This is a genomic window from Polaribacter sp. KT25b, from assembly GCF_900105145.1.
Taxonomy (GTDB): Bacteria; Bacteroidota; Bacteroidia; order Flavobacteriales; family Flavobacteriaceae; genus Polaribacter.
This window is the reverse complement of record NZ_LT629752.1, coordinates 2,657,463-2,672,635: the sequence shown is the minus strand read 5'-3', so window position 1 is coordinate 2,672,635 and position 15,173 is coordinate 2,657,463. Positions and strand designations below refer to the sequence as shown.

Below are 15,173 nucleotides of genomic sequence, written 5' to 3'. Positions count from 1 at the left end.
AATATAAATTACTACCTTTTTTTTATAAATTTTATAGAATTTTGATTTAAAAAATAAATCTTATCTCAAGAGGGTTTTAATACTATTGAGTTATTTTAAAATACATATTTACTCTTTTACAATTTTTAAAGTTTTTAAACCTTTAAGAGTCTTAATATCTACAATGTAAATTCCTTTTGCTAAGTTACTAACATCATAATTAGTGTTCGCTTTAAACGTTTTTACTAAACGTCCATTAATATTATATAATTTTACATTTTCAATATCTAAACTAGAATCTATTTGAAAACTGTTTGTTGCAGGATTAGGATACGCAACAATAGAAGCGTTACTTAGTTCAAAGTTATCTACAGATAATATAGCTGCAGCTGGTCCTTGAAAAGCATCAAAATAATATACATTTCCTGTAGCAAGAAGATCAGCATCTGGTTGATCAATTAATAAATTTGCAGTACTATAAGACACTCCTTCGGTAAGGTTTACTTCTGTAAAATCAAAAGTATATTCTTGCCATGCATCAAAAACAGTAACATCAATTGTTATGTTTTTTTGCCCTGCATTATCAGTTCCATTTCGCAAATACATTCTTAACCTTCTACCAGAAGTTCCATCTACATTTGTTGACGGTACATAGGCTCTAATTTTAAAAATAGCACCAGATTGATAGTCTGTATCAATTACACCTGGTAATTGAAACTTTATTTGTGAGTGTGGATCTTCTCCTTTTGTAAACTTAGCAACTAATGGACTGCTGTTTCCTGTAGTAGTTGGTGTAGTTACTGCATCTCCTTGTTCTAAAAACACACCACCTTGTACTTCATTAACTGTTACGCCAAATGTATCTGGGCTATAGTTATGGTACCACGCATTTCCAGCATCTAAAACTGCTTCTGCATCTAAAACTGCTCCTTGGTCTAATGATAATGCTACTGAACTTGTAAACGTATCAAAGTGAAAGTCAATATCGTTATTTAAATTTGTAAATCTGTTAGATTGACCAAGGATTCTAATATAACCCGAAGTTACGTTTTCTGTATACGTTTTTCCACTAAAATCAAAGGTTAAAGTGTACCAACCATTTACATCTGTACCTTCTAAATCTGAAAGTTTTACTTGTACTTGTTGAGTCCCTAAATAAAACCTAATACGAGTTAATGAATCAAAGTTAGAGTAATTAGTTATATCTGGCATATATAAACGTACGTTTACACTCAAACTAGCGAAATCAGCTGGCGTAAGTACATAACCGTTAGGAAAACTAAAACTAAGATCTTTGTTTCCTATTTTTAATGCTGCTATTTCATCATCAGTTAATCCTGCTGTATCTAATGTTGTGTCTGCTGCAATTTTCCATAATAGTACATTTGTAGCTTCTGTATCGGTGGCGTCAGGATTTGCAACTGTTGAAACAGAACATCCATCACAAGTAGATGTAAATGTTAAATCCGTAACTCCATTATCAACGTCATACCAAGTTTGTGCAACCGTAGTTATTGATGCTAATAAAAATAAAAGGCTAGTAAGTAATTGTTTTTTCATAATTTTAAATTTATTCGATTAATAATTTATTGTAAAAATAGTTGAAATTAAGTGTTTAGCTTTGCTTAAATCAATCATTGCCTTGCTCTCTTTATATTTTAAATAAATTATAAGTTTTTGATTAGTAGTGGTTTGTATTTTTTTTTGATTAGGTGTCGTTAATAATTTTATTTACTTTTTTAACAAAACGAATAATCTTTGATTCACTATTTTCTAAAATGACTTTCATAATAAAAAAACCGCTTTTAAGACTGGAAATATCATATTGATTTCTGTTGTTAGAAAACTTCATCATTTCTTGTCCTAACATATTATAAACAATTGCAGATGTAATTTTTTTGATAAACGAAAGGTATTATTTACAGGGTTAGGATATAGATCTAATGTATCCTTAAAGCTTTGTATATCTGTAGATAAAACTGTTTTATCTTTCCAATTAAAAACAGTCTCTTTGGTTTCAATATTTGCCCTAAGATCTAAATTTTCAAAAGATCGCTCATAAATATACCCATTTTTTATAGGAGCACCTAAAGGTTCTCCTAAAAAATAATGAAACTTAGCTATAAAACTAGTGTCTCATACATCTGAACTAGAGCTTAAAGCATATACACTTGTTGTATAACTAAAATAGACGTTCTCTTCTGTAATTATTAAAAAAAAACAGCCAAAGGAAAGTATATATTTTCTTTTGCATACGCGATTAACTCATCATTATCTGTAGGCTCTTCTTTAGCTGTATTGTAACTTGGGTTTGTTTGTAAATTAATCATTTTTTACCTTTTTGCAAAGCTTCTCTCATTCATTGAATGGATACAGCAATTGCATCTGCGTTAGCTTGTTCGCTACTTGTTATATCCCATCGTTCTAAATAAGAACCATCCATAAATATGAAGATAGTGAATAGGAAATACTAGAAACCAAAAGCATTAAAATAATAGAAAAGTGCTTATAAGCGCTCATTTTTTTGAGTTTACTGACTATATCAAATTATTCTAAAATTATTTTCTTGTTCAGTACTCCTGAGGTCGTTTTTAATTGAATAATATAGATTCCTGTAGCTAAATCTGGTAAAGGAATAGTATCACTTCCACTTGACTCAAATGAAGTCTCCATCATTTGTTTACCAAGAATATTAAATAATTTAACTGTAGATTTTCCTTGAGATAAACCTGTTATTTTCAACTTAGAATTATTCGTTTTATAAATACCTATACTTTCTAAAATAGCACTATCAATACTTAATACACTATTTGTAGAAGTATGAATATAGAATCTACCAGAACCATTTAAACTTTCAGATAAGGTTACTTTATATTTAGCATTTGCTTCATCTAAACGTGTATATGTTTTTTCTTGTCTGTCTTCTAAATAAACATTTATACCAGAAGGTAAGTTTAAGGCTTCTGCAGTAAACGTAATTTCTTTACTTACTGTTGCTTTTATTCCTAAAGGAATTACAGTAGTTTCTATCTCTGAATTAGGTACTGTTTGTCTTGCAAATGCAGTTCCTTCATTGTTTTCTACTAATTGAGTATACAAACTTAATTCTGAAGAAACACCGTCAAACATTCCAATATCAAAACCTGGATCTAACCCTAGTGTTTTTTCATCTAAATAATTAATTGTTGTAGCTTTATTATTTGTGCCATCAGTTATACTTATCTCAATAGAAGTTTCTGTATTAGAACTTTTAAGAAAAGTAATATCATTTTGATGACTTTGCATTGCTGTAGTAAAAGAAGCATTTGTACCTGTAGTACTTGCACTTATAAAAAAAGCTTGACCTGGATATACATAACCAGTAGTTTTTGCTAGATAAGAACTGCCATCCCAAACATAAATTGCTTGATAAGCACCTCCAAAATTAGTAGAATTTGCTGTAATAAAAGCAGCAACATCTAAATAAGAAGTATATGAGTTTCCTATTAAATTCCAAAAATTAGTACCATTTTGACTAATGGCTGGCGCCATACTTGAAGAATTTGCTGTACCCGTAAAAGTAAAATTTCCTGTTCCAGTACTACATAATAATGAATAACCAACACCATCACCAAAAGTTGCGCTAGTACCACCTTGCATATAAAGCCAGTTTCCTGTTGCTGTTCCGTTTTGGTAGGTTGCAATTCCTCTATTTTCAGAATTAGTTGTACCTGAAGCAATTGAATTATCAGTAACCCAATCATCATTATAATTTTCTCCTGAAACAGGTGAAGTTACTAAATGCCAGTTTGTATCTGTTACTGAAATACTGTAATTTACACCTTCTGTTGCTGTTAAAGAACCACCATTGTACAATAAAGAAGCACTATTTTCTATAGAAACGCTGTTTACGGAAACTGTAGTAGTTATTGTAGGGTAATTTGGCGCATCTACAGGTATTCTAATATTGTCTGTAAGCACTGGTACTGTAGCTTTACTCCAATTTGAAGCAGTAAGCCAATTTGAATCTGAAAATCCACTCCAAGTATTTAATGTATGATCTTCTCCAACAAGAAAGGCACCTGCAGGACGTTGATAAACGGTTGCATCTGCATTGATGGCAAATTGTTGATCTATATATGTTAATATTTCTACCTCGTCATCTGAGGTAGTACCATCTGTAGATGTTGTATTTGAAAAGGTAACGGATCCTCCTGCATCTGTAATTCTTTTAGCAAAACGATACGCTTGTTCTTTATCAAACATTAAGTTAGACCTTTCGCTAGACCAAGTAGCTCTTATAGGTAAAAATAAATGTTTTAATGTTTGTTTAGAATTTTCTTCATAAATAGTTATATGATTTTCTTCAATATCTGGTACTGTGAATTCTTCATACGCCCAAGAATTAGGAGGAGCTCCTTGTCCTAAAGGAGTAATATGTCCTGCTGTAAAGTCTGACCAGGGGTTTGTTGCTTGCATTTTTATTATAGCATAATCTCTTTCATCTTCCTCAAAAGGTATATCATCATCATCTTCACCTTCAGCTAGATCATTATAATCAATACCTACCGTTTCATTAACTCCATCAGTATCAACAAGTATTAGCTCGCCGTCTTCATCTAGAAACTGATGTTTATCTTTATTATTTGCTATAATAGCATTAGGAGCTGTATTACGAATCATTTCTACAAACTCATTTTTTTCTTCATCAGTCGTATCAACACCAGCACTTCCAAGACTATTATTTCTAGCATATTGTCCAAATGTATCAAACCAGTAACCATCAACTCCTAATTCTGTAAAACGTTTAATATAACCTTCACAATAATTCATCCATGCTTCATGATTATTACCATCAAAATATGTATCTACATAGTTATTCCAGGATGCTGCCCCTTCATCTGATGCTCTATCTCCTGGGCTTAAAGAGTTTATATATAAGATTACTTTTTTACCTGATTTTTTAAAGATATCAATAACATCAATAATAATTTGTTCATTAGCTAAACTCGGTACAAATTCTTCATCTACAACAGAACCTGTAGCTCCCATTACAGCATCTACATTAGGATTTGTTCTTAAAGTCCACAAATGTGAATTTGCATTATTAGTACCATTGGTAATTACATGCCCCATTGTAGGGTAACTATCAGCAATTTCTTGAGCACCTGCTATATAATCATAGCCTCTGTTGTCAACATATTCATCTAAGTCTTCGCCTCCTCTTACATAAAAACGTCCACCCCATGATCCTTTTAGTACATTTACAAGTGGATCTTCTTCAAGTGGATCTGGCACAACTATTTCCTGTAAAACTGAACCATATATTTGATCTATATAATAAGTAACTTCTGATGTTGATCCTTGTCCATTTCCATAACCTATATATACTTGATTGTAACCATCCTCTAAAAATCCTTTAGAAGGTAAATCACCTTCGTTAAAAACAAACGAAAACTCTTCCCATTCTTGGCCTTTTGAAAATTTTAATTGAATTGCCTTAAGATCTCCTGTAGTTGTATTTTTTATATAGAAACGTATTCGATTTATACTTGTCAAATTTTCAGTTGGTATATCTACATATGCTTTAAGGCTTATCGTATATGTTACATCTTCTAAAAGGTTTTTTGATAATTCAAAATAAGAAAAACCTTTGGTAACATTTGCTTCTCTAACAAACTTAGAAGTTAATGCGTTTGTGTTTATACCACTGGTATCTGGATTGGTTTCGTTAATAGAAAAAGTACCATTTCCAGAGTTCGAAAATATAATATTCTCTGTGTCTGTTTCATTTTCGTACCAAAGATGTTGTGCTTGTAAAGAGCATATACAGATGCATGAAAATATAACTATTAAATATACCTTTTTAATCATATTTTTGATGGTTTTTTTGCAAATATTATTGAAATAGGAATGTTGTACTTTCTCTAATTAAACAATTTCTTACTGAAATCAGTCTAAAATTTGATGATAGTCAATATTTTGAAAACAAATTAAAGGTTAATTACTCCTTATGATTTACTCAATTCCATCTTTTTATTGCTCTTTATAGAATGTAAAAATAAAATGAGGCAATCTATTTAAACTTTATTGAATAGCAGTTCTCTTTATTAGTAAGAAGTTTATAAGACATAAAAACAATTATTAAACAATGTTTTTAAATTATAAGGGCATTAACAATGTGGTTTTTCAAGGCATTATACTCTTCTAACATACTAACTATTAAATGAACAATTCGAGTTTACAATTTGTTATTTATAAAAAAAGAACACCCTTTTGCCTGATTTTTTTATAATATCAGAAACACAAAAGGATGTTCTATTTTTATTCTAAAAAAGTACTTTACAGTATTACTACATACTGAAAGCTAGTTTTATTCTTTCTTCTTTTTATTTTTTTTAGATGCTTTTTTAATTTCTTGAGCTCTCTCTTTTCCAAAAGCTTTTATAAGGGCTTTAGAAAAATCCTTATTACTTGCTTTTCTTTGTTCTTTTAATTCTGGAGTACCTTTTTCATACTTTTTATTAATTTCAAAAGCAGATTGCATCTGTGCCACCTTTAAGGTTTTTAAGGTTTCTTTTTCTTTACTAGATAGTGTTATTTTACTTGCAACAGTTTCTACATAAGTATTTACCTTTTTTTCTATATTTTTTTGAGCAAATAAAGAACCACTAAGTACTAAACTAAATACTAAAAATAATATTACTTTTTTCATGATGTTTGTATTTTATAAGGTTAAAGATATTAATTCATAATTTCATATTTTTTAAAAATTATGAAATAATATCTAGTTTTTAAATTGATTATTATTTTAAATTTATTTAAAAGCCTCCACTAGCATCAGGTGGAACAGATTGTGCTTGTGCCTTTTGTGGGTGTAATATCATAAAGGTACCTAATGCCGTAAGTGCAGCATATTTTCCCATTTTTTTACAGCTTCTTTTCTTGTGATATTTTCTTGATTTTTATTCATTTTATATGTTTTAAATATTATTATTAAAGGTTTAAAGAATTTAAAGTGTTCAGTTATAATTTAATTAATGATAACTTTTTGAGTTCTTCCCTCTAACTGTATCAAGTAAATTCCTGTATTTAATGAATTAGCATTAATTACATTTGTAATATTAGTACTTTCTATTTTTTGTTCTAATACCATTCTACCTTGTATATCAAATACTTTTGCACTTGCATCCGTTTTTAATAATCCTTTAATAATAATTGATTTAGTTGCTTGGTTTGTATAAATTAACATTTCATTTACAGCAAACTCATCTGTAGACAATACTGAGCTAGCAGAGAATTCTAAAAAGAAACGTCCTGATCCACTTAATGCAGTATCTGGTGTAAACAGATAATCAGAGTCGTTTAACAAAGTAGTAGTATTTAACACATTATCTTTAAGGAATACATAGGTGTTTTCAGGTAACGTAGATGATTTTTTATCAATACTAATTGTTAATTGCTCACCTGCATCACTATTAATAGTAACTGGTACAACAATATTATTATAATCTTCATAAGGTAAAGATTGTATTGCTAATGCTAAACCTTTATTATCTTCTACTAAGTTTGTATAAATACCTGTTGCACTGCCAGAATAAGCACCAGCATCAAATCCAAAATCTAAACCTTTAGTTTTGTTTTCTATAAAATAAACGTTTGTAGCATATGTTTTAGTTGATCTACTTAAATTAATTTTTGCTAAAGCTCTATTACTGTTAGCTGATTTACCTGCAACAAAATCATCAGAATTACCAATTGTTCTCATTGCTGTTGTAAAATCTACATTACCAGTTGTAGCATCTTTAGTTCTTACAAAGAAACCTTGGCCTGGTGTTAATTTATCAGAAGAATTTGTTCCATTCCACACTGTATAATCAGTACCATTCCAACCATAAACTGCAACATTATCTAAATGAAATTCACCTGAATTTGCTGTAAAAAAAGCACCAAAATCTAAATATGAAGGGTAAGGATTCCCAATTAAATTCCATTCAGCAAGGGTACCACCTCCAGCACCACCATCTGTAATATCAATATTTAAATCTCCTATTTCAATATCTCCTACAAATCTTACAGTACTTGCTTCACCTGCTATAGTTGCTGCTCTATAGCCTTTACCAGTACCAATTACAACTGCATCATCATCAGGAGTAGTGTAAGTTTCATACAAACCAGTAGTATTATTGAAAGGTCCAAAAAAGTAGTTACCAGCTACTGAAGGATTAATAAAAAATTTATCTTCATTATTAGAAGCTGCAGCTACAGAACTAAATGGTACTCCACTTACAGGAGAAGAAATTAAATCGTTATTAGGTGAATCATTTAGCCATCTATTATAAATAAGGGTTCCTGTACCACTTAATGTAGTTGCTATTACACTAGCAAAAGCTTCAGATGTAGACTGTAAAATAAATTGACTGTTTTGCTGTAAGTCATTAACATTTAAAGAAAATCCAGCATTAATAGTAACTCTATTATTAATAATAATATTATTTATATCTACATCTGAATTAATAATTATTCCTGTATTAATAGTTACATCGTCTGAAGTTGAACTAGGTATAACTCCAGCTATCCAAGAAGAGGCATCTTCCCAATTAAGACCAGTACTATTGCCACCAGAAGTTGAAGTATACATATTATTCGTAGTTGCACTTGTAGTAACTCCTGCGCTCCAAGTTGTCCCTTTACGTGTAAATACTTCAAAATGATAAGTTGTACCTCCTTTAGTTAATCCAGTAATATCTGCTGCATTAGATGTTCCTTTAAAAACTGCATATTCACTAGTTCCTAAATCTGTTCCAGAACCAAAATCTGCATCTGCTGTATATGCTGAACCATCTCCTGTTGGTGCAACTGTAACAGCAGAACCTTCTTTAGCTACTACTAAAACTTCATCAAAACAAGTAGGGGCATCCCAACTTAAAGTTACATACTCTGCACCAGCAGTTGCTGCTAAAGTTGTAATAACATCTGGAGTTGAACAACCAGCAAAAACGATAGCACCTGTTGCATCTTGAGTTAAAGTTGCAGCTGCACCATCAAGAGTCCATGTACTTAATACTGCTGCTGGAACACTAGTAGCAGTAGTTCCTATTTTTAAAGAACCAGATACATAATTCTGTAAATCAACAACACCTTCTGTTGTTGATGTAGTATATCCTGAAAACACAACAGATGTTGCAGCAGCATCAAAATCTATTGCTAAATTTTGGGTGTCTACTGTAAGGTTATCCAAACCACTTTGGCTAGCCATAAATTCTATCTTAGAATTACCATCTGCTCCTGCTAATACTCCAATTGAACCTTCAATTGTATTTGCACCATTTACAGTTAGTAAAGCATTAGTACCATCAAAAGTTATACTACCAGTAAAACCTGTAAAATCAGCAGCGGCACCTGTAGATATATTTTGATCCTCTATATTAATAGTTCCAGAACCAGTTACAGCTCCGTTAAATTGTACCGGAATAGGAGCAGTAGTAGCAGTACTATTATTATCTACATGTACTGTATTAGTACCTATTGCAAATCCACCATCAAAAACAAGCTGTGAAGTCGCATTATTTCTAATATTAATATCTTTGCCATCAACACCCACAACTACGTCACAAGTAACAGTAATCGTTTTATTAGATCGAATTCTTATAATCTGATCAGTATTTGACACTGTAGTACCATTAAGAGTTAATGTACCATTAGAATATGTCTTAGTATTAGTATTGTTTGCACCAAGAAGTTGCCCTATTTCACGGTTAACGCCTCCTAAATCTACACTTTCTGTAAGATTTGCTACATCTCCATCACCAGCAATTGGCAAGCCATTACTCCAGTTACCTACTGTAGCCCATAACCCATCTGAAGTTGTATCTAAATAATTAGTAGTTTTTTGCGCATTTGCTTGAAAACTACACAAGCCTATAAAAGCCAGTAGCAAAAATGCTGTTTTTTTCTTTTTAAAAATTTTAAGTAAGTGTTTTTTCATGATCATTAATTTTAGTTTAAATAATTAGTGGTCACAAATTTAGATTTTAACTACTTTATCTACTTTCTGATATTCATCATTGTTTTGCTTAAAACCATCATTTTGCTTTTTAAATATCTAAAAATCAGTTGAATTAAAGGTTTTCTAATAAAAAAAGGAAAACAAGAATTAAGCATTTTACCTATTGCCCCAAAATCTAAGCAACGTAAAAACAGTATTACATGCACTTAATTCAGAAGTTTTTTACAATCAAAAACGATGTGAATATCGTTGTTTGTTTGCTGTAAAGGTCTTTTAATTTTATATGTATACGAGATAAATTCAAAATAAGTATCATAAAAAAACAAGATCTTATAAAAAATTAGTTAGGTAAATTTTACTCAATAAACTATACAATTTAATCAAAATGTTGAAATCTATTTTATCTTCTGAAGGCTTTTTTTTTACAAAAGGATACTTTATCTTCAGGTAACTTCTAAAAGATTATTAAATCAAATTTCTAAATGATTTAAAAAGAATGGGGCTCATATATACATCTATACCAAACTCAAAAACTTTAATTAAACCATATCAGCCTTCTAAAGCTTTGAAAAACAGAAATGATACCTGATAAGTTTTAAGGTAAGCTTTAATTTTATATTTTGCTAAAAACCATCATTTTGCTCTTTTTGAATATTCAGAAGGCGATACACCGTGCAGTTTTTTGAAAGATGTAGAAAAATAAGAATTAGACTCTATACCAATTTGATACATTACTTCTGCAACATTAAAACCACTATTACTAGCTAATAATTCTGCAGCTCTTTGTAATCTAAAGTTACGCAAATATACATTGGGTACTTGCCCAGTAAGTTGTTTTAGTTTTCTATAGAAATGTGCAGAACTTAAACCAGCTTCTTTAGAAAGCTCTTCTACACCAAAAGTTGAATTAGATAAGTTTTTCTCTATTACTTCTGCAATTTTCTCTAAAAATTCTAAATCTCTTTTAGATAGATTTAATTCTTTTTTATCCTTTGGAGGTAAACTATTTTTTGAAAAATAATCTTTAATCTTAAGATTATTTTCAATTAACTTTTTTAAACGAAGTTCTAAGTGTTTTAAAGAAAATGGTTTGCTAATATATTCATCTGCACCAAACTCTAACCCTTTAATTAAATCTGCATTATCACCTAAAGCTGTTAATAGAAGCACAGGTAATTGGCAAGTTTTTGTGTTTTCTTTTATTCTTTTACACAGTTCAAAACCATCCATCTCTGGCATCATAACATCACTTATAACGGTGCTAAATTCTGTTTTTTTGATTTCTTCTAATGCCTCAACACCATTGTTTGCTATTGTTATGTTATAGGTGTTTGAAAGTGCACTTTCTAGGAAATTTTGAATGTCTAGTTCATTTTCTACCACTAAAACACTATGCTTCTTTTTACTTTGTTTTTTACTAGTATTTTCTTCTAAGTTTTCAGATTGTAAAGGCACCCAATTTTTTATAAATGATTTTTTTACACTACTTTCTTCTATCTGAACCTCTTCTGTTTTAGAAGATGGAATCACAACTGTAAAACGAGTTTCCTTTTTTGGGATACTTTTTACTGAAATACTGCCCTCAAATAAATCTATTAAAGATTTACAAAAGGACAAACCAACACCACCACCACTTACATTACCTTCTTGATTTCCTAATTGATAAAACCTTTCAAAAATATTGTCTAAGTTTTCTTTGGGAATCCCTTTTCCTGTATCTACCACATCAATTTTAATGCTTTTATTATTTTCTTCAAATACAATTGACGCATCAATGCTTATAGTTCCTTGTGCTGGTGTGTTTTTAAATGAATTTGAGAGTAGGTTAAAAAGTATTCTTTCAACTTTTTCTACATCTATAACAATTTCTTCATTAGGCGAACTAATTTTATAGTAAAAATTAATATTTTTTTCTAAGGCATAATTTTCAAAAGCCTCTGTTGTTGGATATAAAAAATCACCTAAAGTGGATTTTGTATAGTTTAAATTTAAAAAACCTTGTTCTGCCTGTCTAAATGTTATTAATTGGTCTATTAAACTTAAAAGTCTGTGTGTATTCCTCTTAATAATCGTTAAAAAACGGGTATTTTCTGGGTTGATATTGTTTTCGATAACTCTGTCTAAAGGACCAGAAATTAATGTTAATGGAGTTCTAAACTCGTGAGATAAATTTGTAAAATATTTAAACTTACCTTGGTTTATAACTTCCATTTTATCTTTGTCTAATTGCTCATAAATCAATTTTTGTTTTAGTTTTTCATTACTTACAAAGTAAAAAACAATCCAAACACCAACAGCTAAAAACAAAATAATCATTATTGTATAACTCCACCAAGTTTGGTACCAAAGTGGCAAAATAACAAGTGTTAATGTTTTTGTTGAAGCGCTCCAGATACCATCTCCATTAGCCGATTTTACTTTTAAGTGATAAGTACCTGCAGCTAGGTTAGTATACGTTATTGTAGATTTTCCTTTATTTATTTCTACCCAATCTTTATTAAACCCATCTAATTTATAGGCTAATTTATTTTTAGTTGGTGCAGATGTATGTTCGGCAACTAAATTAAAAGATATAATTCGCTGACTTTTACAAACAGTAACCGTTTCAGTTTCTGAAATTGCGTTTTTAAGAATGATGATATCATTTAATTTTTCACCTATTTCTATAGGTTTATTATTAATGGATAAAGAAGTTACTAAAACTTTTGGAGGTTGTTTGTTTAAAAATATTTTATTTGGATTAAAAATAGTTAGACCATTTAACCCACCAAAATACATAAAACCAGATTTACCTTGGGCATACGCAGATTGTCTAAAATTATTTTGAATTAAACCATCGTTTACATTAAAAACATTTGCTTGGTTTGTTTCTTTGTCAAAACGAACTAAGCCCATATCTGTACTTATCCATAATTTATTGCTGTTTTCTTGAGGTAAAATTCCATAAATAGCATCATCTGGTAAGACATCGTTTTTTCTAAAATAATCTATTTTAATTGGATTATGATCATTGTCTAAGGTCAATTTATTTAACCCACCACCAAAAGTACCAATCCAAATATTCTTTTGATCATCTTCTAGCAAAGAAAAAACACTATTGTAACTAATTTTACTACTCCCCGTTTTATTTTCTTGATATTGTCTTATTACTTTAACTTCTCCTTCTTCATATTTACATTGTAATAAGCCATAATCTGTACCAAACCATAGTTGATTGTTACTGTCTTGTAAGAAACATTGTACTCTATTTGCAGCTATTTTTAAAGTAGATTTTACGTGAATTTTCGGATTCCTTTTTTCCTTTATTTCTTTCCAAGGATTTTCAATAACTACAATTTTGTTACCAGATAAAACAATATCTGTTTCATTTATTTGAGCAATTTCTCTTACCAAAACCAATGGTGATTTATCATTTTCTGATAAAAACTGAACTTCTTTAAAATCTTTTTTTATCGGATTGTAAACAAATACTTTTTTGTCAGTACCAAACCATATATAATTTCTTTGATCTTGATAAATAGACCTTATCACATCATTTTTATTAATAGGTAATTGAGCTTGTAAATCTTCAAATTTAATGTTGTCAATAGTATTTTCATTGACTATATCAATACTTCTAAATAACTTTTTATTATAACTAGAAACCCAAATTTTACCATTGTTGTCTTCTAATATCGAGGTGATTAGATTGTCGCCAATAGAAAGTTTATTAGAAGGATTATTTGTATAGGAGTAAAATGGCTTTTGAAAAAGGTCTAATTTATTAATTCCACCTTGCGCAGTACCAACCCAAATAACATTAAAACTATCTTGGTAAACTGCATTAATTTGACTACTACTAATGCTATTTTTATCGTTTAAATCATATTTAAAATGACCAAAAGAATTTAAAATAGGATTGTATTTATAAAGTCCATCTCCTGTTGTACCAATCCAAATGGTGTTTTGACTATCTTTAAAAAGACTGTTAACGAAGAATTCTGAATCTTCATTTAGAATTTTTATTTTTTTTACTAAATATTTTGAATTCGAGTCTAAATTAGAACTATATAAACCTTTTTTTGTGCCAATCCAGAATATATTATCAGCTTTAATAATTTCAGTAATTTCTTTATCATTAAAAAAAGGAAATTCATCTAAATTAAAAGAGTCTTTATTTACTATTGAAAATCCTGATTGATAACTAACTTTTTTTAATCCTTTATTTGTACCTAAAATTATAGAAGAATTCAGACCAAAAGAGAAAGTGCTAATTTTTATATTTTCTGTTTTTTTATCAAGAATATTATCAGAAACAGAGAACTTACCTTCGTTAATATCTGTTAACTTACATTTTATTAGTTCTTTAGATGATGAAATCCAAACAAAACCATCATTTTCAGAATCAATTTTATTTACATCAATTTTATATTTAAGCGGAACAGTAAAAAAACGCTCTAACCAAGGTACATATATGTTTATACCAACATTAGTCCCTATCCAAAGAATACCATCTTTATCATTAAACAAATAGGTAATATTATTACTAGAAATTGCACCTTTTCCTTTAGATTGTGTGGTAAAAGTTTTAAACTCATACCCATCATAACGTATTAATCCATTAGGTGTTGCATACCATAAAAAGCCATATTTATCTTGTTCAATGGCATTTACAGTATTTTGATTAAAGCCTTCATTATTAGAAATTCTTTCAAAATTTTGAGAATTAATTTGCTGTGTAAATAGTGTAATTACAAGGCCAATAAAGAATAAAACTCTATGCATGCTACTTTTTTAATTTGCACTAAAAATATGCATATTTTTAATTATGCTTTAATAAAATCATGTAAATATTTACTAAACTCTAAAATTTGTGTTTTAAAGACTCATTGGTTATAGAAAAACTTTTCGTTACAAGCTAATATTGGCTCTTTTGCCATTTACAGTTATTCTGCCATATACAGATACTTGGTTGTTTTTAATACGTGGTGTGTTTACTCAAAAAGATAAGGTAAAATTAATTTGCGATTGCATAGTTGTCGTCTTTTAATTAAACATTCTTCTAGACGAAAGTTTAATCAACTATTTTAATAACAGGCTATTAAGGTTTTAATTGGTTGACACTTTTTGTGTTTTGAAACTGTGAACCGAATTGTGAACCAAAATAAACTATATTAATTCAATTCTTATGATAACCCAAAAACCACAAAACCTTGTAAATCATACG

6 protein-coding genes are annotated in these 15,173 nt (G+C 29.5%); all 6 read right to left on the bottom strand.

The window, feature by feature from the left end; translation table 11 throughout:
* Positions 1-108: 108 nt before the first annotated feature.
* Entirely contained in the window at positions 109-1,539 is a 1,431-nt protein-coding gene (locus BLT70_RS11515) for a T9SS type A sorting domain-containing protein (RefSeq protein ID WP_091894554.1), read from the bottom strand.
* Positions 1,540-1,687: 148 nt separating this feature from the next.
* Positions 1,688-1,861, bottom strand: a complete 174-nt coding sequence (locus BLT70_RS17600; RefSeq protein ID WP_368086355.1) for a T9SS type A sorting domain-containing protein — start codon at positions 1,859-1,861, stop codon at positions 1,688-1,690.
* A 665-nt stretch (positions 1,862-2,526) separates the two neighbouring features.
* Positions 2,527-5,832 (bottom strand): T9SS type A sorting domain-containing protein, encoded by a 3,306-nt coding sequence (locus tag BLT70_RS11505; protein WP_091894550.1) that lies wholly within the window; start codon positions 5,830-5,832, stop codon positions 2,527-2,529.
* A gap of 499 nt (positions 5,833-6,331) precedes the next feature.
* Positions 6,332-6,673 (bottom strand): hypothetical protein, encoded by a 342-nt coding sequence (locus BLT70_RS11500; protein WP_091894548.1) that lies wholly within the window; start codon positions 6,671-6,673, stop codon positions 6,332-6,334.
* Positions 6,674-6,991: 318 nt separating this feature from the next.
* Positions 6,992-9,946 carry a T9SS type A sorting domain-containing protein gene (locus tag BLT70_RS11495; RefSeq protein WP_157691896.1) on the bottom strand — a complete coding sequence of 985 codons (2,955 nt, stop codon included), beginning with the start codon at positions 9,944-9,946 and terminating at the stop codon, positions 6,992-6,994.
* Positions 9,947-10,600: 654 nt separating this feature from the next.
* Positions 10,601-14,731 carry a two-component regulator propeller domain-containing protein gene (locus BLT70_RS11490; protein ID WP_091894544.1) on the bottom strand — a complete coding sequence of 1,377 codons (4,131 nt, stop codon included), beginning with the start codon at positions 14,729-14,731 and terminating at the stop codon, positions 10,601-10,603.
* Positions 14,732-15,173: the final 442 nt, after the last annotated feature.